This window comes from Streptomyces sp. NPDC050549 (assembly GCF_040655035.1).
In the GTDB taxonomy this organism is placed as follows: Bacteria; Actinomycetota; Actinomycetes; order Streptomycetales; family Streptomycetaceae; genus Streptomyces.
The window spans coordinates 50,659-72,601 of the sequence record NZ_JBFAJD010000031.1; the positions used below are offsets into that span (position 1 = coordinate 50,659).

The window sequence follows — 21,943 nt, forward strand, 5'->3', positions numbered from 1 at the left end:
TCAACTCACAGAGGTGCGCGGCCCTGTGTCTACGCCCAGGTGATCAATCTCTTCGGCTGCTCAAGAATCGCCGCCACATCGGCCAGCACCTTCGACCCCAACTCCCCGTCCACCAGCCGGTGATCGAAGGACAGCGCCAGGGTCGTGACCTGGCGGGGCTTCACCTTGCCCTTGTGGACCCACGGCTGGAGTCTGATCGTGCCGATCGCGAGGATCGCCGACTCGCCGGGGTTGAGGATCGGGGTGCCGGTGTCGATGCCGAAGACGCCGACGTTGGTGATTGTCACCGTGCCGCCCTGCATCGCCGCGGGGGACGTCTTGCCGTCGCGCGCCGTGGACACCAACTCGCCCAGCGACTGGGCCAGTTGGGGCAGAGTCTTCGCGTGGGCGTCCTTGATGTTCGGCACGATCAGACCGCGCGGGGTCGCCGCCGCGATGCCGAGGTTGACGTAGTGCTTGAGGACGATCTCCTGGGCGGCCTCGTCCCAGGACGCGTTGACGTCCGGGTTGCGCTTGACGGCCACCAGCAGGGCCTTGGCGATCAGCAGGAGCGGGTTGACCCTGAGGCCCTGCATCTCCTTGTCCTGCTTGAGCTCCTCGACCAGCTTCATCGTGCGCGTCACGTCCACCGTCACGAACTCCGTGACATGCGGTGCCGTGAACGCCGAGCCGACCATCGCCGCGGCCGTCGCCCTGCGGACGCCCTTGACCGGGATGCGGGTCTCCCGGGTCGTGTCGTACGTCGGCGTCGCGACGGGCGGAGCGACCTGGACCTGCGGCGCCGGTTCCGGAGCCGGCGCCACCGCGGCGTGCACGTCCTCGCGGGTGATGATGCCGTCCGGGCCCGACGGGGTCACCGTCGCCAGGTCGACGCCCAGGTCCTTCGCCAGCTTGCGCACCGGAGGCTTGGCCAGCGGGCGGGACTGTACGGCGGGCGCGTGGCCGTTCAGCTCCGCCTGGACCGCCGTCGACGCCTCCTGGGTCGGGATCTCCGCGCCCTTGCGGGGGCGGCGCTTCGTGGCGGACGTGGAGACGCCGTAGCCCACCAGGACCGGTGTGCGGGCGGCCGGCTTCGCCTCCTCCACCGGCTCTTCCACCGGCTCCGCCTTCGGCTTCGGCTCGGCCGGTGCCTCGGCGGTGGCGGCGGCGCCCGCCACCGCCACCGCGATGATGGACGTGCCCACCGCCACCGTCGTCCCCTCGGGGAAGCGGAGTTCGTGGACCACACCGTCGTACGGGATGGGGAGTTCCACGGCTGCCTTCGCCGTCTCCACCTCGCAGACGACCTGGCCGTCGGTGACGGTGTCGCCGGGCTGGACGTACCACTTGAGGATCTCGGCCTCGGTGAGGCCCTCGCCCACGTCCGGCATCCTGAACTCGCGTACGGACGCTTCAGCTTCAGTCATCGTCGTCACGACCCTCTCCTCAGTACGCCAGAGCGCGGTCGACGGCGTCGAGCACCCGGTCCAGGCTCGGCAGGTACTCCTCCTCCAGGCGGGCCGGCGGGTACGGGGCGTGGTAGCCGCCGACCCTGAGCACCGGAGCCTCCAGGTGGTAGAAGCAGCGCTCGGTGATGCGGGCCGCGATCTCGGCGCCGGAGCCGAAGAACACCGGCGCCTCGTGGACCACGACCAGGCGGCGGGTCTTCTCGACCGAGGCCTGGATCGCGTCGAAGTCCAGCGGGGACACCGAGCGCAGGTCCAGGATCTCCAGCGACTTGCCCTCCTCGGCCGCCGCGTCGGCGACCTCCTGGCAGAGCTTCACCATCGGACCGTAGGCGGCGAGGGTCAGGGCCGTGCCCTCGCGGACCACGCGGGCCTTGTGCAGGGGGCCGGGGATGGCCTCCGTGTTGACCTCGCCCTTGTCCCAGTAGCGCCGCTTCGGTTCGAAGAAGATCACCGGGTCGTCGCTCTGGATGGCCTGCTGCATCATCCAGTAGGCGTCCGACGCGTTCGACGGGCTGACGATCTTCAGGCCGGCCACATGGGCGAACAGGGCCTCGGGGGACTCCGAGTGGTGTTCGACCGCGCCGATTCCGCCGCCGTAGGGAATGCGCACGACGATCGGGAGCTTGACCTTGCCCAGGGAGCGGGCGTGCATTTTGGCGAGCTGGGTGACGATCTGGTCGTAGGCCGGGAAGACGAAGCCGTCGAACTGGATCTCCACGACCGGGCGGTAGCCGCGCAGGGCCAGGCCGATGGCGGTGCCGACGATGCCTGATTCGGCCAGCGGGGTGTCGACGACCCTGCGCTCGCCGAAGTCCTTCTGGAGGCCGTCGGTGACGCGGAAGACGCCGCCGAGCTTGCCGACGTCCTCGCCCATGATGAGGACCTTGGGGTCGGACTCCAGGGCGGCGCGCAGCGATTCGTTGATCGCCTTCGCCAGCGGCAGGTTCTTGGTTGTCGCGGTCTGCGCCATGTCACTTACCCCCTTCTTCGTCCGCGAACGACGCCTGGTAGGCGGCGAACTGGGCCCTCTCCTCGTCGACGAGCGCGTGCCCGTCCGCGTACACGTGCTCGAAGAGTGCGAACCGGTCCGGGTCCGGCATGGCACGGACCGCTTCGCGCACTCGCCTGCCCAACGCCTCGCTCTCGGCTTCGAGTTCCGCGAAAAATCCCTCGTCCGCGTGGTTTGAGGCCTCCAGATACCGGCGCAGCCGCAGGATCGGGTCCTTCGCCTCCCACGACTCGCGCTCCTCGTCGGCCCGGTACTTCGTCGGGTCGTCGGAGGTGGTGTGGGCGCCCATGCGGTACGTGTACGCCTCGACGAGCGTGGGCCCTTCGCCGTTGCGGGCCCGCTCCAGCGCCCACTTGGTGACCGCGAGGCAGGCCAGCACGTCGTTGCCGTCGACGCGGACGCCGGGGAAGCCGTAGCCCTGCGCGCGCTGGTAGAGCGGGACGCGGGTCTGCTTCTCGGTGGGCTCGGAGATGGCCCACTGGTTGTTCTGGCAGAAGAACACGACCGGGGCGTTGTACACCGCCGAGAAGGTGAACGATTCGGCGACGTCGCCCTGGCTGGAGGCGCCGTCCCCGAAGTACGCGACGACGGCGCTGTCGGCGCCGTCCATGGTCACACCCATCGCGTAGCCGGTGGCGTGCAGCGTCTGCGAGCCGATGACGATCGTGTACAGGTGGAAGTTGTTGGTGGTGGGGTCCCAGCCGCCGTGGTTGACGCCCCGGAACATGCCCAGCAGGTTGGTCGGGTCGACCCCGCGGCACCAGGCGACGCCGTGCTCGCGGTAGGTCGGGAAGACGTAGTCGTCCTCGCGGGTGGCCCGCCCGGAGCCGATCTGGGCGGCCTCCTGGCCGAGCAGCGAGGCCCACAGACCCAGCTCCCCCTGGCGCTGCAGGGCGGTGGCCTCGGCGTCGAAGCGGCGGGTGAGCACCATGTCGCGGTACAGGCCGCGGAGCTCATCGGGGGTGATGCCGGCGACGTACTTGTCGTACGGGGCGGTCTTCGCGTTCTTGACTCGCTTGCCCTCGGGCGTCAGCAGCTGGACGAGGTCCGGGTCGGCGCCCTTGGCCTTGCTTCCGGCGCTGCGTCGCGGCTTGCGCGTGGCAGTGCTCTCCACGGTCAACGTGTGCTCCTCCGTCGGTCCGGCTCCCCGGGTTCGCCGGGTGCCAGTGCGGCTCACCTGCGCCCCACGGACGCACAGGGTGGGTGCGGTTCGTCGGGAGCAGGCGTGACAGGTGCCCCGGCGAGCGCCCTGCAAAAGGCACGTTACCCAGTGCTCCACAATTCTGTGAAACCCCTCCTGACCTGCGATTTTGCTTGGATTTCCAAGTAAATCGGCAAAGTCGGGAACAACTCCTGGTCACAGCCTTGCAGGGGGCCGGAACAACGGCACGTTATCCCGGTCACCTCGGGCACGGGAAGAGGCCGCGTGTGAGACTTGCGGCGTGCGCGAAGACGGAAAAATCAGTGTTTTTCTCCTCGATGACCATGAAGTGGTACGCAGAGGTGTCCACGAGTTGCTCTCCGTGGAGGAGGACATCGAGGTGGTGGGCGAGGCCGGCACGGCGGCCGACGCCCTGGTGCGGATCGCGGCCGTGCGCCCGGACGTCGCGATCCTGGACGTACGGCTCCCGGACGGCAGCGGTGTCGAGGTGTGCCGGGAGATCCGCGCGCGGGACGAGTCGGTGAAGTGCCTGATGCTGACCTCGTTCGCGGACGACGAAGCTCTGTTCGACGCGATCATGGCGGGTGCTTCCGGGTACGCCCTGAAGGCCATCCGGGGGAACGAACTGCTGAGTGCCGTACGGGATGTCGCGGCCGGGAAGTCGCTGCTGGACCCGGTGGCGACCGCCCAGGTCCTGGAACGGCTGCGCAACGGCGGCGCCAAGCCGGACGACGGGCTCGACGCCCTCACCGACCAGGAGCGCAGGATCCTCGACCTGATCGGGGAGGGACTCACCAACAGGGCGATCGGCGAGCGGCTGCACCTCGCGGAGAAGACCATCAAGAACTACGTGTCGAGTCTGCTTTCCAAACTCGGTATGGAGCGGCGCTCGCAGGCGGCGGCCTACGTCGCCCGCAGACAGGCCGAGCGGCGGCGCGATTAGGGACCAAAGACCTCTCCCCCGGGAGGCCGGACGCGCCGACAGTGGTCACATGTCCGAGGACGCACAGCCGGCCATCGCCCTGCTCTCCCGCACCGACCACGGCAGGGTGGCGACCACCCTGCGGGCGCTGCCCTTCCTGGCCCTCGCCGGCCACATCGTCCAGGACGGACGGCTGCTGCTGCGCATGCCCCGGAGCCACGGCTACCACCACGCGTGCGTGGGCAGCGTCGTCGCCTACGGGGCAGACAACCTGGACTCGGCCGGGCCGGGCGAGGAGCTGTGGTCCGTACAGGTGATCGGCACATGCGAACCGCACGAGCCGACGGCCGACCAGGTCGAACGTTTCGGGCCGGCCCGGGACGCGATGGTGTACCTGCGCATCGAACCGCGGCTCGGCACCGTGCACTCGGCGGACGGCGGCCCGGAACGGCACTTCGGGCCCACCCCGTGACCGAAAGCGACCACCGACGACCGATCGGTGACTTTCTGTGACAAACTGCAGCTCACGGGCCCGTTGCGTGCCCTAGCATCGGCCGCGTGCCGCCCTTACGTGTACCACCCCCCGTGCCCCACGCGCCCCCGCTGGGCGCCCTCCTGAGCCAGTACGCCGCCGGGTCCGCCGTCACCTGCGAACCCGTCGAGCAGGGCCTCCTGAACCGCGGCTACCGGCTCCGCACCACCCGGGGCCGCTACTTCCTCAAGCACCACTTCGACCCCGAGACCGCGGACCCGGCGGCGATCGCCCGCCAGCACTCCGCGACCCGGCGGCTGGCCGACCTCGGCGTCCCCGTCGCCCCGCCGCTGCCGGACCGCGACGGCCGTACGGTCGCCGTCGTGGGCGGTCACGCCTACGCCCTGCACCCCTGGATCGACGGCCGCCACCGCCACGGCGGCCAGCTGACCACCGTCCAGTGCGGCCGCCTGGGCGCGCTGCTGGGGGTCGTCCACGCGAGCCTGGAGCGGGTGATGCCGGGACAGCGCGTGGAGTGCGCGCCGGGCGCCGACCCCGCCGACACCTTCGCCCTCATCGACGACCTGCTCGGGCACGTCCGCAGGCACCGGCCCCCCGACGCCTTCGACGAACTGGCACGGCACCGGCTGCTGGAGCGGCGGGAGCTGCTGGAACGGCACGCCGACCGGCGTCCGCCGCGCGGGGGCTGCGTGGGGTGGGTGCACGGGGACTTCCACCCGTTCAACCTGCTCTACAAGGGCGACGCCCCCGCCGCGATCGTCGACTGGGACCGGCTCGGCGTACAACCCCGCGCCGAGGAGGCCGTACGCGCCGCCGCGATCTTCTTCGTACGGCCCGACGGCGCGCTCGACCTGCCGAAGGTGCGGGCGTACGCGCACGCGTACCGGCGGGCCGCGCGGGCCACGCCCTCCGAACTCGCCGCCGCCGTGCACCGGGTCTGGTGGGAGCGGCTCAACGACTTCTGGATGCTGCGCTGGCACTACGAACGCGGCGACACCCGCGCGGACCCGCAGTTCCCGGCCGCCTCGGCGCTCGCCGTGTGGTGGACCCGGGAGTACGACGCGGTGTGCGAGGCCTTCACGGAGTGCGCCCTCTAGAGGACGGCGGAAAACGGCACGCGCGCGTGGACCCCTGTTACGGGGCGCACGCGCGCGTGTCGGGGTGCGTGAAGGTCAGCCGCCGCCCAGGGCTCCGGCGACGGTGCCGGTACCGCCGTCGGCACCGGGGTCGCCCGTGTCCGTCGGATCCGGCGAGGTGCTCGCGGTCGGGGTGTCCGACGGCTCCGTGGCGGACGGGGTCGGGGTGTTCGACGGCTCCTCGGAGGCCGTCTTCGACGGGGTGTACGAGGGGGTGCGCGACGGCGTGTAGCCCGAACCGGAGCTCGTGCCGCTGTCGTCCGTCTGCGTGTCCGACGGCGTGGCCGACGCCTCGTCGCTCGGTGTCTCGCTGGACTGGTCGTCCGTGGCGGACTGCGAGGTGGTCGGCGACTGCGAGGTGCCCGAACCGCCGCTGCCGTTGCCGGTGTTGTTCATGGCCAGCGCCACACCCGCCGCGATGGCGATCACCGCGAGCACGGCGAGGATCCACAGCTTGCCCCGGCCGCTGCCGTGGTTGCCGTGCCCCTCGAAGCCGCCGTCGTCGCCGTTGCCGTAACCGCCCGGCAGGATCGGCTGCGGGATCTGCGCGGTGCCGGAGGGGTCGCCCTGGGGCATCACGGTCGTGCCGGCGAAGCCCCCGGGCGGGGTCCCCTGACCGTTCGCCACGGTCACCGGGCCGGTGTTCCAGGTGCCGGTGTGGCCGCCCTGGTCGTAGAGCATCTGCAGGCCGTACTGGACCAGCCCGCGCATCTCCTCCGCCGTCTGGAAACGGTCGTCCGGGTCCTTGGCGAGAGAGCGCATGACGAGGCCGTCGAGCTCCGGCGGGCAGACACCGTTCGAGGTCTGGGACGGCGGGACCGGGATGTCCTGGACGTGCTGGTAGACCACCGACAGCGGGGTCTCGCCGGTGAACGGGGGCCGCAGCGCGAGGAGTTCGTAGAGGAGGCAGCCCGTCGCGTACAGGTCGGAGCGGTGGTCGACGGCCTTGCCGAGCGCCTGCTCCGGGGAGAGGTACTGGGGCGTGCCCATGACCATGCCGGTCTGCGTCATCGTCGTGGACGCCCCGTGCAGGGCGCGGGCGATGCCGAAGTCCATGACCTTGACGGCGCCGTTGTGCGTGATGATCACGTTCGCGGGCTTGATGTCGCGGTGCACGATGCCGTGCTGGTGCGAGTAGGCGAGCGCCTCAAGGACGCCGGAGACGATGATCAGGGCCTGCTCGGGCCCGGGCGCCTCGGCGTTCAGGAGCAGGTCGCGGATCGTCCGGCCCTCGACGATCTCCATGACGATGTAGGGCACGGACTGGCCGCCGCCCGTGCCGTAGCCGCCCGTGGACACCGTGTCCTCGCCGGAGTCGTAGACGGCGACGATCGCGTGGTGGTTGAGCCCGGCCACCGACTGTGCCTCACGCGTGAAGCGGGCCTTGGAGGTCGGGTCCTCGGCCAGGTCGGAGCGGAGCAGCTTGACCGCGACCGTGCGCCCGAGCCGGACGTCCTCGGCCGCGAAAACCTCGGCCATACCGCCCCGGCCCAGTCTGTGGGTCAGCCGGTACCGGCCGTCGCCGACCAGGCCGCCGTTGCCCCACAGTTCCGGTGCGTCCGACATTCCGCCGCCAGCCGCCTCGGGGTCGGACGGGCCCTGAGCGTGCTGCTGTGCCATCAGTCCTCGCCGTCGTTTCTGCCCGCGGTGCGCGCGGTGTTGTTACGGTCTCCGTCGGCCACGCTACAGGCTCGGCGCAAGCCGCCGTTCCGGGATCAGTGCCGGAAACGTCCGCAGACGGACCGGCCATCAAATCGGTATCACGCGCCGTCGTGCAAATTCTGTGTACCGCCGGTACAGCACCTGTAACGCTTCCACGACTCTTCTTTCGCGTACGGTCACGGAACGGGCACCGCGCTTGACGTGTCAGTGCCCTCCGGCAGACTTGGCCGGGAATGGCACAGTCGATCACCGAGCCGGCGCCGATGGGGGACACGGAACATGAGCCAGGACGGCCCACACGGCCGGTATACGGGCCGCGCGCTGGCGGGTGGCCGCTACCAGCTGCGCGACCTGCTCGGCGAGGGCGGCATGGCCTCGGTGCACCTCGCCTACGACTCGGTGCTCGACCGCCAGGTGGCGATCAAGACACTCCACACCGAGCTCGGCCGTGAACAGGCCTTCCGCGAGCGCTTCCGCCGCGAGGCCCAGGCCGTGGCCAAGCTCACGCACACCAACATCGTCTCGGTCTTCGACACCGGCGAGGACGCGCTCGACGGCTCGACGATGCCGTACATCGTCATGGAGTACGTCGAGGGCCGCCCGCTCGGCTCCGTACTCGACGAGGACGTACGGCAGTTCGGCGCGATGCCCGCCGACAAGGCGTTGAAGATCACCGCGGACGTACTGGCGGCGCTGGACATCAGCCACGAGATGGGCCTGGTCCACCGGGACATCAAACCGGGCAACGTGATGATGACCAAGCGCGGCGTCGTGAAGGTCATGGACTTCGGCATCGCCCGCGCCATGCAGTCCGGGGTCACCTCGATGACGCAGACCGGCATGGTCGTCGGCACCCCGCAGTATCTCTCACCGGAGCAGGCGCTCGGCCGGGGCGTGGACGCGCGCAGCGACCTGTACTCGGTCGGCATCATGCTGTTCCAACTGGTCACCGGGCGGCTGCCGTTCGACGCCGACTCGCCGCTGGCCATCGCGTACGCGCATGTGCAGGAGGAGCCGGTCGCGCCCTCCTCGATCAACCGTTCGCTGCCGCCGGCCGTGGACGCGCTGGTCGCCCGCGCGCTGAAGAAGAACCCGAACGAGCGCTTCCCGAACGCCGAGTCCATGCGCGAGGAGTGTCTGCGCGTGGCGTCCTCGCTGCACGCGGCGGCCCCGAGCATCGTGCCGGGCGCACCCGCGCAGAGCGGCGCCGGTGTCGCCTCCGCGGTGTTCCCGCCGGTCGACCAGGCGGCCCCGGCGCCCACCGGCCCCGTACAGACGCCGTACCACCCGGGCCCGTACCACGGCACCCCGGCGCCCACGCCGCCCTCGCCCGCCTACGGCTATCCGCAGCAGCCGGGTTACCAGACGCCGGCCTCGGTCGGGTTCGGGCAGCAGGGCATCTCGACCCCGCCGCCGTACAACCTGAACCCGCAGCACCCGACGCCGACCCCCGGAGGAGGCGGCCGCAGCAACAAGCCGGTGGTCATCGGCGCGGTCATCGTCACTCTCATTGTGATCGTCTCGCTGATAGCACGCCTGGCGTCGGCCAACGGGGGCTCGGACGACCAGGGCAGCAGCGGCAGCAGTTCCAGCGCGAGCAGCTCGGCGACGGGGGTGGAGGGCCACCGCGACGGCGATACGTCGAAGACGATCGAGAAGACCGCGTGCACGGAGCCGGAGGAGTCGTACAACGACTCCACCAAGATCCGGGTCCCGGACTTCCAGTTCAAGTACATCGACTCGGTCAAGTCCTGCCTCCAGGCCGCGGGCTGGAAGGTGAAGATCAAGTACGAGGACGAGAACACTTACGGCCAGGGCACGGTCATGGACCAGTTCCCGGCCGCCGACACGGACGTGGACCCCAAGGACATGCCCCAGATCCAGCTGGGCGTCTCGACGGGCAACCCGTCCTGACCCCGTGATGCGGAAGGGCCCGGCAGCGACTGCTGCCGGGCCCTTTGAACATGTGGGGGTGTCTACAGGTACGGGCCGCCCACCCGGCCCCCGCCCGGCTGGCCCTCCTCGGCGCCGTCACCGACACCCGGCGGCAGTGCCCGGCGCATCTGCTCCAGCTGCGCCCGCGCGGCCATCTGCTGGGCGAACAGCGTGGTCTGGATCCCGTGGAAGAGTCCCTCCAGCCAGCCCACCAACTGCGCCTGCGCGATACGGAGTTCCGCATCGCTCGGGATCGCCGTGTCCGTGAAGGGCAGCGAGAGCCGCTCCAGCTCCTCGACCAGCTCCGGCGCCAGACCGTCCTCCAGCTCCTTCACCGAGCTGGCGTGGATCTCCTTGAGCCGCACCCGGCTCGCCTCGTCGAGAGGAGCCGCTCGCACCTCCTCCAGGAGCTGCTTGATCATGCTGCCGATCCGCATGACCTTGGCGGGCTGTTCAACCATCTCCGTCACCGGGATCTCTCGGGAGTCCTCGTCCCCGGTGCCACCGAGCGCCATCCCGTCCTGGCCCACGACCAAGATCTGAGGCTTCTCCGGTGACCTTTCGTTCCTCGGCATCTCCATGCCGCCATTCTCTCGCACCCGTACACCTCACCACCGTGGTGCCCCCCTCGTAAGGTGATCCACCGTTTGCCCGAACCCGGAATGCCGGGAAACTGGCCTGATGTGACGCTTGTCCCGTGACTTCATGGCTGCGCACCGCGGGACTGCTCCTTGTGCTGGGCACGGGCGCGGTGGTGAATCCGTGCGGGGGTGTTCCGGCGTACGGCGTGGGAGTGGGGGGCGCCGGGGATGCACCCGCGTCCGGCGCCGCCCACACCCCTTCTTCTCCCTCGGCCTCCGCTACCGCCCGGAAGCCCGCTTCCGGTCCCGACCACCACGCTCAGGACCCCGCTCAAGACCCCGCCAAGGCCCCCTCTCACGCCTCCGCCGAGGCCTCCCGGGCCGGAAGCCGGGCCGGCGAAGGGCGGGAACGGCCGGGGCGGACGGCTCAGCCGAGCGCGGAGGAGGACGAAAGCGGAGCCGACGACGGGGACACCGCCGAGCCGGCGGCGGACGAGAGCGGCGACGGTGGCCGTTCGGCAGTTCCGACGCCCGCCGACTCCGCGTCGCCGTCCCAGGACACAGGAGTGACGGGGGTCGTGCCGTCCTCGCCGCCGCTCCAACCCGTGCACCAGACCGTCGCCCACGCCGAGGACCCCACCGAGCCCGTGCTGCGGATCCTGCCGCTGGGCAGCGGCCTGATCCTCATCGGGCTCGGCCTGGGGCTCGCCTTCATCGGTCTCCGGGTGCGCCGGGGTTAGGGCGCGACGAGCAGCACCTTTCCGATGTGCCCGCTGTCCTCGACCACTTGGTGCGCTGCCGCCGCCTCGCTCATCGGCAGCTCCCGGTCGACGACCGGACGGACCTGGCCGGAGGCGATCAGCGGCCACACATGCTCGCGTACGGCGGCGACGATGGCCGCCTTCTCACCGAGCGGGCGGGCCCGCAGCGAGGTCGCACTGATCGCGGCCCGCTTGCCGAGGAGGGCGGCGATGTTGAGTTCGGCCTTGATGCCGCCCTGCAGCCCGATGATCGCGAGCCGCCCGTTGACGGCGAGGGCCTGGACATTGCGGTCCAGGTACTTGGCGCCCATGTTGTCGAGGATGACGTCGGCGCCCGCACCGCCCGTGGCCCGCGCGACCTCGGCGACGAAGTCCTGCTCGCGGTAGTTGACCAGGATGTCGGCGCCCAACTCGGAGCAGTAGTCCAGCTTCTCCTTGGTGCCGGCCGTGACGGCGACCTTCGCGCCGACCGCCTTGCCGAGCTGGATCGCCATCGTTCCGATGCCGCTGGAGCCGCCGTGCACGAGCAGGGTCTCGGCGGGGCGGAGGTGGGCAACCATGAACACGTTCGACCAGACCGTGCAGACCACCTCGGGCAGCGCGGCCGCGTGCTTGAGGTCGACGCCCTGCGGCACCGGCAGCAGCTGCCCTGCCGGTACGGCGACCTTCTCGGCGTAGCCGCCGCCCGCGAGCAGCGCGCACACCTCGTCGCCGACCGACCATCCGGAGACCCCGGGGCCGACCTCGGTGATCCGGCCGGAGCATTCGAGGCCGGGGTAGCGGGACGCACCGGGCGGCGGGTCGTAGAAACCCTGGCGCTGCATGATGTCGGCCCTGTTGACGGCGGTGGCCACCACCTCGACCAGGACCTCGCCATCGCCGGCCACCGGATCGGGGACCTCGTCCCACACCAGCGCCTCGGGCCCACCAGGTTCGGAAATCGTGATCGCATGCATGGGCCCGACGCTACTCCTCGTCATAGGGCCGACCAGCGAAGGTCTGTCACTCCGGACGCGGCGGACCGCCCGGGTGTGTCACTTCGGATGCGGCCGGCCGCCGAGGGTCGATCACTCCGGCAGCGGCCGGATGTCCGGCGCGACCTGCGAGCCGGGCGAGACCCGCACGATGGTGATGAGCCGGTCCGTCAACTGCAGTGTCCCGATCGACGGGTCGTCGTAGCCGAGCACCCGGTGACCGCGTACGACGCTCACCACCAGGTCGTCCGTCTCGCGGGGTGTCTTGCCCACCTCGGCCTTTATGACGGGGCGTTCGGTCATGTCGAGCCCGCTGCCCTGCTGGATGAGGTCCTCCATGACCATGCCGGCGGCGGGGCTGAGCACGGACAGGCCGAGGAGGCGGCCGGCCGCGCTGGCGCTGGTGATGACGGCGTCGGCGCCGGACTGCTTGAGCAGCGGCGCGTTCTCCTCCTCGCGCACGGCGGCCACGATCTTCGCGCCGCGGTTGAGCTGCCGGGCCGTGAGAGTCACCAGCACGGCCGTGTCGTCGCGCTGGGTCGCGATGATGATCTGCCGCGCCTTGTGCACCTCGGCACGCTTCAGGACCTCGCTGCGGGTGGCGTCCCCGACGACCCCGACGTACCCGTCACCGCTCGCGGCCTCGATCGCCTTCGCACTGGGGTCGACCACGACGACCTGTTCCTTCTTCAGCCCCGTCGCGCACACGGTCTGGATCGCCGACCGCCCCTTCGTACCGAAGCCGACGACGACGGTGTGGTCGCGCAACGCGGACCTCCAGCGATTCAGACGCCATTCCTCCCGGGTGCGTTCGGTGAGGACTTCCAGGGTCGTGCCGACCAGGACGATCAGGAACAGCACGCGCAGGGGCGTGACGACGAGGATGTTGGTGAGCCGGGCGCTGTCGCCGACCGGGGTGATGTCGCCGTAGCCGGTGGTCGAGAGGGTGACCGTGGCGTAGTACAGCGCGTCGAGGAAGTCGACCGAGCCGTCCGAGTTGTCGTTGTAGCCGTCGTGGTCGGCATAGACGATCAGTGCGGTCGCGACCAGCAGGAACAACGCGATGGACAGCCGCTTGGCGACCTGCTGGAAGGGGTGCTCGACCACTTTCTTCGGGAGTTTCACCCGATGGGTCACGAGATGTTCGTCCGCCTGGCGGGCGATCGCATCATGGCCCGACTGTTTCACGTGAAACACACCCCGATTCCGGCGACCGCCCAGGGTAGATCGATGAGCTCCGTCGCCTGCCCCTGCCGCGCCCCACCCGGCGGCACGACCGCGAGTGCGTCGGCCGCCGCGATCCCGCGCAGCATCGCCGGGCCGTTGTAGTGCAGCGGAATCGCGGAGTCGCCGCGCAGGACGGCGGGGATCAGCCGGGTGTCGTACGGGTGACCGTGCACCGCCTCCTGGAGGGGCAGCGCGTACGGCTCCGGGGCCGGGTGTGCCGACAGGGTCCGCAGCAGCGGTTCAGCGAGGGTGAGCAGGCCGGAGATCGCGGCGAGGGGGTTGCCGGGCAGGCCCACGAGGTGCTGGTCGTCCTTGATGCGGGCCAGCAGCATGGGGTGGCCGGGGCGCACCTTGACGCCGTCCACTAGGAGTTCGGCTCCGAGGCGGTGCAGGGTGGGGTGGACGTGGTCGACCGGTCCGGAGGCGGTGCCACCGGTGGTGACGACGAGGTCGGCGGTGCTGGCCGAGATCGCCTTGTGCAGCGCCTTCTCGTCGTCGCGGAGCCGGCGGACCGCGATGACCTCGGCGCCGAGCGCGCGCAGCCAGGACGGCAGCATCGGGCCGAGCGCGTCCCGGATGAGCCCGTCGTGGGGCAGCCCCTCGGTGAGCAACTCGTCGCCCAAGATGAGGACTTCGACCCGGGGGCGGGGTACGGCGGTGAGTGTGTCGTAGCCGGCGGCCGCGGCGAGACCGAGCACCGCGGGGGTCACCAGGGTGCCGCCGGGCAGGAGGTGGTCGCCGCTGCGGCACTCCTGGCCGCGCGGGCGAATGTCCTGGCCGTGTCCGACGTCCCGGGCCGCGTGGAGCCGTCCCTTGTCGTCGGTGCGGCCGTGCTCGCTGCGGATGACAGCGGTGGTGTCGGCGGGGACACGGGCGCCGGTCGCGATCCGCACGGCCTCGCCGTCGCTGAGCGGCTCCGGCTCCGCGTGTCCGGCGAGCACCCCGTCCTCGCGTACGTCCCAGGGGCCGGGGCCCGCGACCGCCCAGCCGTCCATCGCGGAGGTGTCGAACGAGGGCAGGTCGCTCAGGGCGACGAGGGGCGCGGCCAGGACCAGGCCGAGGGCGGAGTCGAGGGGCACGGAGACGGGGGCACGGTGGCCGCCGGACCGTGCGGCGCGGGCTGCGACCGCACGGGCCTCGGGCCAGGGGGTGGCCCTGTGCTGCCGGGTGTCCGGCTCGCGGGACACGCCGGGGGCTTGAGACGTGCCCTGCGGTGTCGGCGAGGGCTCGGCGGGGCCGCCGGTGCCGGCTTCGTTCACGAGGGCGAGTACCTCCTCGACGTCGAGGTCCTCGACGTCCTGGGCGTGCTCGCCGCTGTGCGTGCCGCGCGCGGTCACCCGGCGGCGTCCGGACCGGGAGCGTCGGACGGGGTCTCCGGCTTGGCGTCGGGCCCGGTCCCGGGGGTGTCCTCGTCGGCCCAGCGCAGCGCGAGGGCGGCGGCCTTGCGGGCCGCCTCGGCTACCGCTTCGGGGCCGCCCTTGGCCTGCGCCGCCGCGTAGCCGACCAGGAAGGTGGTCAGCGGGGCGGCGGGTCTGGCCACTCCGTGGGCTGCGTCGCGGGCGAGGTCGAGCAGGATGCCGGTGTCGACGTCCAGGTCGATGCCCAGTTCGTCCTTGACTGCGGAAATCCATTCATCCAACACGTGCCCATGCTCCCTGATGCGTGCCCTGGCGATGGCGAGGTCGTCCCAGGTGTCGCAGTCGAAGGACGCGACGGGGTCAGGGACGCGGGTGAGATCGAGCGCGGCGGTCAGCCGGCGCAGGGGCAGCCCGGTGAGGCCGCCGTGCTCTTTCATGAGCGCGGTGAGTTCTCGGCGGAGTGCCGGCGCGCGGTACGCGGCCACGAGGGGCTGGTCACGTCCGTCGGCGTCGGTCAGCAGCGCGCCTTCGGTGCCGCCGGTCCGCAGGGCGGTCAACAGCCGCCGTACGGTTGCCGGTTCGAGGAACGGCAGGTCGGCGGAGAGGACCAGGACGGTGTCGGCCGTGGTGCGGCGCAGACCGGCGTCGAGCGCGGCGACCGGGCCCGCGCCGGGCGGGTCCTCGCGCGCCCAGCGCACCGGGCGGGAGGTGGGCCGGGGATCGGCCACCACGACGGTGGTCCGGGCGTCGGCGCAGGCGGTGAGCACCCGGTCGAGCAGAGCCCGGCCGCCCACGCGCAGCCCGGGCTTGTCGGCACCGCCGAGCCGCCGGGCACCACCGCCGGCGAGCACGACGGCGTCGTACGCGTCGCCGGGCACGGTGTCGGTGGGCTCGTACGTGGTCACCCACCGAGTATGCGTGCCGCCCTGATCACAGGGAACTTGTGCGGGCTTCCGTGATCACAGGTTGCGCAGCAGCACCGCCGGCTGTTCCACACAGTCGGCCACATATCGCAGGAAACCGCCCGCCGTACCGCCGTCGCAGACCCGGTGGTCGAAGGTGAGCGAGAGCTGGACGACCTGGCGCACCGCCAACTCGCCCTCGTGCACCCACGGTTTGGGGACGATCCGGCCGACCCCGAGCATGGCCGCCTCGGGGTGATTGATGATCGGCGTGGAGCCGTCGACTCCGAAGACCCCGTAGTTGTTGAGCGTGAAGGTCCCGCCGGTGAGGTCCCCGGGGGTCAGCGTCCCGGCCCGGGCCGCCTCGGTGAGCCGGGCGAACTCCGCGCTCAGCGCCTCCGCGTCCCGTGCCCCCGCGTCCCGTACGACGGGTACGACGAGCCCGCGCTCGGTCTGCGCGGCGAAGCCGAGGTGCACCCGGTCGAAGCGGACGACCTCCCTCGCCTCCATGTCCACGCTGGAGTTGAGCTCGGGGAACCGGGCCAGCGCGGCCATGCAGATCCGGGCAAGGAGCGCCAGTACGGAGATCTTGGGCCCGGCCACGGCGTTCATGGCCGCGCGGGTGCGCATCAGCTCGGTCGCGTCGGCGTCCACCCAGCAGGTCGCGTCGGGGATCTCGCGGCGGCTGCGGGAGAGCTTGTCGGCCACGGCTCCTCGGATGCCGCGGAGGGGGGTGCGGGCGACTCCGTCGGTGGTGGTCGCGGGGCGCGTGGCCGGGGGCAGGAGAGTCGCTTCCTGCGCTGTCGCCTCCTGGGCCGCCGCCGCGCGGAGCGCCTTCTCGACGTCCGCCCGCAGAATCAGCCCGTCCCGTCCGGAACCCGTCAACTCGCGCAGTTCCAGGCCGTTCTCGCGCGCGAGCCGTCGTACGAGGGGCGAGATCACGGGTACGGGACCGTCGCCGCGACCGCCGGTCCCGGGGCCGGGGGCGTCCGCCACCGACGTGACGACATCGGCTGCCATCCGCCGGACTCTCCGCCGCCGCGCCGGAGGCGCCCCCGTGCCGTAACCCACCAGCACGTTCCCCGAGCCCTCGGTCTCCGCGTCGGTGTCGGCGGCCGGTGCCCCGACCGCGACCGTCAACAGCGGGGCACCCACGGGCAGTTCGGTGCCCTCCTCGCCGTAGCGGGCCGTGACCACACCGCCGTAGGGGCAGGGGACCTCGACCATCGCCTTGGCCGTCTCGACCTCGACGACCGGCTGGTCGATGGCGACGACGTCACCGACCTGGACCAGCCAGCGCACGATCTCCGCCTCGGTGAGGCCCTCGCCGAGGTCGGGGAGCTTGAACTCCAGTACCTGTGCCATCAGTTGTCGGCCTCCCATTGCAGCCGTCCCACGGCGTCCAGGATCCGGTCGACGCCGGGCAGGTGGTGCCGCTCCAGCATCGGCGGCGGATACGGGATGTCGAACCCGGCGACGCGCAGCACCGGTGCCTCCAGGTGGTGGAAGCAGCGCTCCGTGACGCGGGCCGCGATCTCGCCGCCCGGGCCGCCGTAGCCGCCGGACTCGTGCACGACGAGCGCGCGGCCGGTCCGCCGTACCGACGCGCACACCGTCTCGTCGTCGAAGGGCACCAGGGAGCGCAGGTCGACGACTTCGAGGTCCCAGCCCTCGGCCCGGGCCGCCTCGGCGGCTTCGAGGCAGACGGGCAGGGACGGGCCGTAGGTGATCAGTGTCGCGCTGCTGCCCGGGCGGCGGACCACGGCGCGGCCTATCGGTTCAACGGGTGAGGGCTCTTCGGGGTTCCAGGTGTCCTTCGACCAGTACAGGCGCTTGGGCTCCAGGAAGACGACCGGGTCGTCGGAGGCGATCGCGGCGCGCAGCAGGCCGTAGGCGTCGGCGACCGTCGCGGGGGTGACGACGTGCAGGCCCGGGGTGGCCATGTAGTAGGCCTCGGAGGAGTCGCTGTGGTGCTCGACTCCGCCGATGCCACCGCCGTAGGGGACACGGACGGTGATGGGGAGGGGCATGGCGCCGCGGGTGCGGTTGCGCATGCGGGAGACATGGCTGATCAGTTGCTCGAACGCCGGGTAGGCGAAGGCGTCGAACTGCATCTCCACGACCGGGCGCAGGCCGTACATGGCCATGCCGACGGCCGTGCCGAGGATGCCGGCCTCGGCGAGGGGGGTGTCCGTGCAGCGGTCCTCGCCGAACTCCTTCGCGAGGCCGTCGGTGACGCGGAAGACGCCGCCGAGGGTGCCGACGTCCTCGCCCATGACGTGCACGGTGGGGTCGGCGGTCATGGCGTCGCGGAGCGCGCGCGTGAGGGCCTGCGCCATGGTGGCCGGCTTGAGGGCGACGGTAGTCATCAGTGCGTCCCCTCCCGCTCGGCCGCGAGCTCCGCCGCCAACTGTGCGCGCTGTTCGCGCAGTTGGGGGGTGGGTTCGGCGTACACGTCGGCGAACAGGTCCATGGGGTCGAGCACCGGGTCCTGGTTCATGTGCGCGCGCAGTTCGGCCGCCATGGCGTCGGCGGCGTCGCGGGCGGCCCGGATGCCGGCCTCGTCGATGAGGCCGCGTTCGGTCAGTTCGTGCTCCAGGAGGGCGATCGGGTCGTGCGCGCGCCAGGCCTCGACCTCGGTCTCGCCGCGGTAGCGGGTCGCGTCGTCGGCGTTGGTGTGGGCCTCGATGCGGTACGTGATCGCCTCGACGAGCGTGGGACCGCCGCCCTCGCGTGCGCGCCGTACGGCGTCGCCGAGGACCTCGTGCACGGCGACCGCGTCGTTGCCGTCGACCAGGCGGCCGGGCATGCCGTAGCCGACGGCCTTGTGTGCCAGCGACGGGGCCGCGGTCTGCTTGGCGAGCGGGACGGAGATCGCGAAGCCGTTGTTCTGGACCAGGAAGACGACCGGGGCCTGCCAGACGGCCGCGAAGTTCAGCGCCTCGTGGAAGTCGCCCTCGCTGGTGCCGCCGTCGCCGACCATGGCGAGCGCAACCACGTCGTCGCCCTTGAGACGGGCCGCGTGGGCGAGGCCCACGGCGTGCGGGAGCTGGGTGGCGAGGGGAGTGCTCAGCGGGGCGATGCGGTGCTCGCGCGGGTCGTAGCCGGTGTGCCAGTCGCCGCGCAGCAGGGTGAGGGCCTGCACGGGGTCGAGGCCTCGGGCGACGGCGGCGAGGGTGTCGCGGTAGCTGGGGAAGAGCCAGTCCTGCTCCTGGAGGACCAGCGCGGCGGCGACCTCGCAGGCCTCCTGGCCGGTGGTGGAGGGGTACACGGCGAGCCGGCCCTGCTTGGTGAGGGCCGTGGCCTGCGCGTTGTACCGGCGGCCGGACACCAGCTGGGCGTACAGGCGGCGCAGTAGTTCGGGGGCGGCCTGCGCGGCGGCCTCGGTGCCGAGCACGCGGTACGGCACGGCGTCGGGCAGCAGCGGCGCGGGGTCCGTGCGCGGCTGCCAGGCGGGCGGCGGTGTGGGCTTGTACGCGCCCCGCTGCTCCATGACCGTCATGACGGCACCTCCTCGGGGGAGTGGCTCGGAGAGACGCCTCGGACGTGCGGCGCCTCCCTACCGATTGTTCGGTCGTCGGCACATTTTGGCTACAGGCGGCTTCAGGCTGTGGACAAACGGTTCTCCACAACCTGAAATGAACGCAGTACGTCCATGGTAGGGAGGCGGGGGGACATGGCACCTGAACAAATGGCCGACGGCCCGGAGGCGGGACGTGAGCTGCCGCCCCCGCGTCCGCTCGACGCCATCGATCAGGACATCCTCCAGATGCTCCAGGCGGACGGCCGCGCGTCGATAAGGTCGGTCGCCGAACGGGTGCACGTCTCGCGCGCCAACGCCTACGCGCGTATCAACAGGCTCATCGAGGACGGTGTCATCCGCGGCTTCGGGGCCCGGGTCGACCATGAACGCGCGGGTCAGGGCACGTCGGCGTACATCACCCTGAAGATCGTGCAGAACTCCTGGCGCACGGTCCGAGAGCAGCTGAGACTGCTGCCGGGCGCCTCGCACATCGCGCTGGTGGGCGGCGACTTCGACGTCCTGCTGCTGGTGCACACTCCGGACAACCGGGCGCTGCGCGAGCTGGTGCTGACCCGGCTCCAGGCCATCCCCGAGGTGCTGAGTTCGCGCACGCTGCTGGTGTTCGAGGAGGAGGACCTGGAGCCGCAGGGCTGACCTTCCGCGGCTCAGCCCTGGCTCTGCGCGCGCAGCCCGGCGAACACCAACTGGGCCACCGCGTCGGCCACTTCGCGCTCCCCCATGCCCCGTCCGTCGGGCCGGTACCACTCCACGATGGAGTTGATCATCCCGAAGACGAGCCGGGTCGCGAGCCGTACCTCCACGTCGCCGCGCAGATCGCCGTCGGCCGCCGCGGCCTTCAGCAGGTCGGCCACCTGGTGGTCGAACTCCCGCCGCCGCTCCAGGGCCCACCGCTCGGTGTCCGTGTTGCCGCGCACCCGCAGCAGCAGCGTCACATACGGCAGCTCGGAGGTCAGTACCTCGACCATCCGCCGCACGACGTACTCCAGCCGCTCCACGGCACGCCCCACGCGCGCGTGCTCCTCGTCGAGGATCCCGAAGAGGCCGTCCAGGGCGCGGCTGACCGCGCGGCGCAGGAGCTCCTCCTTGCCGGTGACGTGGTGGTAGATCGACGACTTGGAGATGCCGGCCGCCTTGGCGAGGTGCTCCATGGAGGTGCCGTCGTAGCCGCGCTCGATGAAGACCTGGACGGCGACGGAGAGCAGGCTCTCGGGGGTGTACGTGTCGCGCTTGGCGGTGGTCATGGGGTGCCCTCCCGCTTCTCGGTGGCGTACGCGTGGCGGTAGAGCGCCAGGGACGGCGCGTACCGTCCCGACGGATCACGCAGGTGCAGGTCGTCCAGGAGGTCGTAGGCCCAGCTGCGGCCGAGCCTGCGGCTCCATTCGAACGGACCCAGGGGGTAGTTGACACCAAGGCGCATCGCGGTGTCGATGTCCTCCTCGGTGGCGACGCCCTTGGCGACGGCGTCGTGCGCCAGGTCGACGATCCGGGCCACCGTGCGGGCGACGATCATCCCGGGGGCGTCCCCGATGAGGCTGACGTCCTTGCCGAGCGCCTGGAAGAGGCCGATCGCCTCGGAGATAGTCCCCGACGCGGTGTCCTGGGAGGAGGACAGGGCGATGCGGCCGGCCCTGCGGTAGTCGAGGGCGAGGTCGAAGTAGACGACGTCACGGAACTCCACGGAGGTCTGTCCGTCGGCGAGCGCCAGCTGTCCGCCGCCGGGCAGCACCATGCGGGTGCCGTGGTCCTCTTCCTCCTCGCGGACGACGATGCCCGCCTCGCGGATCAGCGCGACCAGGTCGGCGGCGGGGCCCAGGTCGCCCTCGACGACGACGTAGGCGGGCGCCTGGGCCGGTTCCGCGGTGTGCGGCTCGGGCCGCTCGGCGTCGTCCCCGTGGTCGTACCAGCCCTGCCCGGTCTTGCGGCCGAGGCGGCCGGACTCGACCAGGCGGCGCTGGGCGAGCGAGGGCGTGAAGCGGACGTCCTGGAAGAAGGACTGCCACACGGAGTGCGTGACGGACTCGTTGACGTCCTGGCCGATGAGGTCGGTCAGTTCGAAAGCGCCCATTTTGAAGCCGCCGGACTCGCGCAGGATCGCGTCGATGGTGGCCGGGTCGGCGGCCTGTGCCTCGTAGACCGCGAAGGCCTCGGCATAGAAGGGCCGGGCGATGCGGTTGACGATGAAGCCGGGGGTGTCGGCACAGGCGACGGGGGTCTTGCCCCAGGCGCGGGACATCTCGTACGCGCGCGTGGCCGACGTGACGTCGGTGGCGAACCCGGAGACGACCTCGACGAGCGGCAGCAGCGGAGCCGGGTTGAAGAAGTGCAGGCCCAGGAAGCGGCCGGGATTGCGCAGGGCGCCGCCGATGGCCGTCACCGACAGGGACGAGGTGTTGGTGGCGAGCAGACAGTCCTCGCCGACGATGTCCTCCAGGTCGCGCATCAACTGCTGCTTGACGTCCAGCCGCTCCAGCACGGCCTCGACGACCAGGGTGCAGTCCGCGAGCTCGGCGAGGGTCTCGGCGGGCAGCAGACGGGCGTGTGCGGCGTCCCGGTCGGCGGCGGTGAGCCGGTCCTTCTCGACGAGGCGGTCGAGCCGGGCGCCGATCGAGGCGGTCGCGTCCCGGGCCCGCCCCGGAACGGCGTCGTACAGCCGTACGACGTGACCCGCGGTCAGCGCGACCTGGGCGATGCCCTGGCCCATGGTGCCGGTGCCGACGACGGCCACGGGGCTGCTGAGGTCCAGTGCTGTCATGTCCGCGATCCTCCCGCACGGGGTTTTCCACAGATGCGGCGGACCCCCTTGTCCCGACCGATCGTTCGGTTACTCTA

At 71.4% G+C, this 21,943-nt stretch carries 20 protein-coding genes; 6 read left to right on the top strand and 14 right to left on the bottom strand.

The window, feature by feature from the left end; all coding sequences use genetic code 11:
• Positions 1–29 precede the first annotated feature (29 nt).
• The 3 genes from AB0I51_RS34460 to pdhA (AB0I51_RS34470) are packed head-to-tail and all read right to left on the bottom strand — an operon-like array spanning position 30 to position 3,577.
• Positions 30–1,415 carry a dihydrolipoamide acetyltransferase family protein gene (locus AB0I51_RS34460; protein WP_362982054.1) on the bottom strand — a complete coding sequence of 462 codons (1,386 nt, stop codon included), beginning with the start codon at positions 1,413–1,415 and terminating at the stop codon, positions 30–32.
• A 10-nt stretch (positions 1,416–1,425) separates the two neighbouring features.
• The gene (locus AB0I51_RS34465) at positions 1,426–2,418 is read right to left on the bottom strand and encodes an alpha-ketoacid dehydrogenase subunit beta (RefSeq protein WP_362982056.1); all 993 of its coding nucleotides are present in this window, start codon (positions 2,416–2,418) and stop codon (positions 1,426–1,428) included.
• Between the two features lies 1 nt (position 2,419).
• On the bottom strand, positions 2,420–3,577 hold the full coding sequence (gene pdhA / locus AB0I51_RS34470) for a pyruvate dehydrogenase (acetyl-transferring) E1 component subunit alpha (protein ID WP_362982058.1): 1,158 nt from the start codon (positions 3,575–3,577) through the stop codon (positions 2,420–2,422).
• 322 nt (positions 3,578–3,899) lie between these two features.
• On the opposite strand from pdhA (AB0I51_RS34470), the gene AB0I51_RS34475 reads away from it, so the two are divergent.
• The 3 genes from AB0I51_RS34475 (at position 3,900) to AB0I51_RS34485 (ending at position 6,131) form a co-directional block, all read left to right on the top strand.
• On the top strand, positions 3,900–4,562 hold the full coding sequence (locus tag AB0I51_RS34475) for a response regulator transcription factor (RefSeq protein WP_362982060.1): 663 nt from the start codon (positions 3,900–3,902) through the stop codon (positions 4,560–4,562).
• A 49-nt stretch (positions 4,563–4,611) separates the two neighbouring features.
• Positions 4,612–5,013 (top strand): pyridoxamine 5'-phosphate oxidase family protein, encoded by a 402-nt coding sequence (locus tag AB0I51_RS34480; protein WP_362982062.1) that lies wholly within the window; start codon positions 4,612–4,614, stop codon positions 5,011–5,013.
• 113 nt (positions 5,014–5,126) lie between these two features.
• On the top strand, positions 5,127–6,131 hold the full coding sequence (locus tag AB0I51_RS34485; protein WP_362982064.1) for a phosphotransferase: 1,005 nt from the start codon (positions 5,127–5,129) through the stop codon (positions 6,129–6,131).
• A gap of 75 nt (positions 6,132–6,206) precedes the next feature.
• Here AB0I51_RS34485 and AB0I51_RS34490 read toward each other — a convergent pair whose 3' ends face one another.
• Positions 6,207–7,790: a protein kinase gene (locus tag AB0I51_RS34490; protein WP_362982066.1), complete on the bottom strand. Its 1,584-nt coding sequence runs from the start codon at positions 7,788–7,790 to the stop codon at positions 6,207–6,209.
• 321 nt (positions 7,791–8,111) lie between these two features.
• Between AB0I51_RS34490 and AB0I51_RS34495 the strand changes: the two genes are divergently transcribed.
• Entirely contained in the window at positions 8,112–9,746 is a 1,635-nt protein-coding gene (locus AB0I51_RS34495; RefSeq protein WP_362982068.1) for a protein kinase, read from the top strand.
• A gap of 62 nt (positions 9,747–9,808) precedes the next feature.
• On the opposite strand, the gene AB0I51_RS34500 is transcribed toward AB0I51_RS34495, so the two are convergent.
• Complete coding sequence (locus tag AB0I51_RS34500; protein WP_362982070.1) at positions 9,809–10,348, bottom strand: bacterial proteasome activator family protein; 540 nt, start codon at positions 10,346–10,348, stop codon at positions 9,809–9,811.
• 116 nt (positions 10,349–10,464) lie between these two features.
• Here AB0I51_RS34500 and AB0I51_RS34505 point away from each other — a divergent pair, with 116 nt between their 5' ends.
• Complete coding sequence (locus AB0I51_RS34505) at positions 10,465–11,088, top strand: hypothetical protein (protein WP_362982072.1); 624 nt, start codon at positions 10,465–10,467, stop codon at positions 11,086–11,088.
• On the opposite strand, the gene AB0I51_RS34510 is transcribed toward AB0I51_RS34505, so the two are convergent.
• The 7 genes from AB0I51_RS34510 to pdhA (AB0I51_RS34540) form a co-directional block, all read right to left on the bottom strand.
• Positions 11,085–12,065 (bottom strand): NAD(P)H-quinone oxidoreductase, encoded by a 981-nt coding sequence (locus AB0I51_RS34510; protein ID WP_362982073.1) that lies wholly within the window; start codon positions 12,063–12,065, stop codon positions 11,085–11,087. The genes AB0I51_RS34505 and AB0I51_RS34510 overlap by 4 nt on opposite strands.
• A gap of 111 nt (positions 12,066–12,176) precedes the next feature.
• The gene (locus tag AB0I51_RS34515) at positions 12,177–13,271 is read right to left on the bottom strand and encodes a potassium channel family protein (protein WP_362982075.1); all 1,095 of its coding nucleotides are present in this window, start codon (positions 13,269–13,271) and stop codon (positions 12,177–12,179) included.
• The gene (locus tag AB0I51_RS34520) at positions 13,268–14,647 is read right to left on the bottom strand and encodes a molybdopterin molybdotransferase MoeA (RefSeq protein WP_362982077.1); all 1,380 of its coding nucleotides are present in this window, start codon (positions 14,645–14,647) and stop codon (positions 13,268–13,270) included. Before AB0I51_RS34520 ends, AB0I51_RS34515 begins: the two co-directional genes overlap by 4 nt.
• Complete coding sequence (locus AB0I51_RS34525; protein ID WP_362982079.1) at positions 14,644–15,573, bottom strand: NTP transferase domain-containing protein; 930 nt, start codon at positions 15,571–15,573, stop codon at positions 14,644–14,646. The genes AB0I51_RS34520 and AB0I51_RS34525 overlap by 4 nt, the downstream gene beginning before the upstream one ends.
• A gap of 54 nt (positions 15,574–15,627) precedes the next feature.
• Complete coding sequence (locus AB0I51_RS34530; protein WP_362982081.1) at positions 15,628–16,935, bottom strand: dihydrolipoamide acetyltransferase family protein; 1,308 nt, start codon at positions 16,933–16,935, stop codon at positions 15,628–15,630.
• Positions 16,935–17,939, bottom strand: coding sequence for an alpha-ketoacid dehydrogenase subunit beta (locus tag AB0I51_RS34535; RefSeq protein ID WP_362982083.1), 1,005 nt, complete (start codon positions 17,937–17,939; stop codon positions 16,935–16,937). The genes AB0I51_RS34530 and AB0I51_RS34535 overlap by 1 nt, the downstream gene beginning before the upstream one ends.
• Positions 17,939–19,072: a pyruvate dehydrogenase (acetyl-transferring) E1 component subunit alpha gene (pdhA, locus tag AB0I51_RS34540; RefSeq protein ID WP_362982085.1), complete on the bottom strand. Its 1,134-nt coding sequence runs from the start codon at positions 19,070–19,072 to the stop codon at positions 17,939–17,941. The genes AB0I51_RS34535 and pdhA (AB0I51_RS34540) overlap by 1 nt, the downstream gene beginning before the upstream one ends.
• A gap of 189 nt (positions 19,073–19,261) precedes the next feature.
• Here pdhA (AB0I51_RS34540) and AB0I51_RS34545 point away from each other — a divergent pair, with 189 nt between their 5' ends.
• Complete coding sequence (locus AB0I51_RS34545) at positions 19,262–19,747, top strand: Lrp/AsnC family transcriptional regulator (protein WP_019073528.1); 486 nt, start codon at positions 19,262–19,264, stop codon at positions 19,745–19,747.
• An 11-nt stretch (positions 19,748–19,758) separates the two neighbouring features.
• Here the strand turns inward: AB0I51_RS34545 and AB0I51_RS34550 are convergent, their stop codons facing one another.
• The gene (locus tag AB0I51_RS34550; protein WP_362982087.1) at positions 19,759–20,355 is read right to left on the bottom strand and encodes a TetR/AcrR family transcriptional regulator; all 597 of its coding nucleotides are present in this window, start codon (positions 20,353–20,355) and stop codon (positions 19,759–19,761) included.
• Positions 20,352–21,866, bottom strand: a complete 1,515-nt coding sequence (locus tag AB0I51_RS34555) for a 3-hydroxyacyl-CoA dehydrogenase (protein ID WP_362982089.1) — start codon at positions 21,864–21,866, stop codon at positions 20,352–20,354. The genes AB0I51_RS34550 and AB0I51_RS34555 overlap by 4 nt, the downstream gene beginning before the upstream one ends.
• Positions 21,867–21,943 lie beyond the last annotated feature (77 nt).

Excerpts from the sequence above, each read along its gene's own strand:
- AB0I51_RS34490 (WP_362982066.1), bottom strand. The coding sequence starts at position 7,790 with ATGGCACAGCAGCACGCTCAGGGCCCGTCCGACCCCGAGGCGGCTGGC.
- AB0I51_RS34545 (WP_019073528.1), top strand. The coding sequence starts at position 19,262 with ATGGCCGACGGCCCGGAGGCGGGACGTGAGCTGCCGCCCCCGCGTCCG.
- AB0I51_RS34535 (WP_362982083.1), bottom strand. The coding sequence starts at position 17,939 with ATGACTACCGTCGCCCTCAAGCCGGCCACCATGGCGCAGGCCCTCACG.
- AB0I51_RS34495 (WP_362982068.1), top strand. The coding sequence starts at position 8,112 with ATGAGCCAGGACGGCCCACACGGCCGGTATACGGGCCGCGCGCTGGCG.
- AB0I51_RS34530 (WP_362982081.1), bottom strand. The coding sequence starts at position 16,935 with ATGGCACAGGTACTGGAGTTCAAGCTCCCCGACCTCGGCGAGGGCCTC.
- AB0I51_RS34510 (WP_362982073.1), bottom strand. The coding sequence starts at position 12,065 with ATGCATGCGATCACGATTTCCGAACCTGGTGGGCCCGAGGCGCTGGTG.
- pdhA (WP_362982085.1), bottom strand. The coding sequence starts at position 19,072 with ATGACGGTCATGGAGCAGCGGGGCGCGTACAAGCCCACACCGCCGCCC.
- AB0I51_RS34465 (WP_362982056.1), bottom strand. The coding sequence starts at position 2,418 with ATGGCGCAGACCGCGACAACCAAGAACCTGCCGCTGGCGAAGGCGATC.
- AB0I51_RS34500 (WP_362982070.1), bottom strand. The coding sequence starts at position 10,348 with ATGGAGATGCCGAGGAACGAAAGGTCACCGGAGAAGCCTCAGATCTTG.
- AB0I51_RS34555 (WP_362982089.1), bottom strand. The coding sequence starts at position 21,866 with ATGACAGCACTGGACCTCAGCAGCCCCGTGGCCGTCGTCGGCACCGGC.
- AB0I51_RS34480 (WP_362982062.1), top strand. The coding sequence starts at position 4,612 with ATGTCCGAGGACGCACAGCCGGCCATCGCCCTGCTCTCCCGCACCGAC.
- AB0I51_RS34550 (WP_362982087.1), bottom strand. The coding sequence starts at position 20,355 with ATGACCACCGCCAAGCGCGACACGTACACCCCCGAGAGCCTGCTCTCC.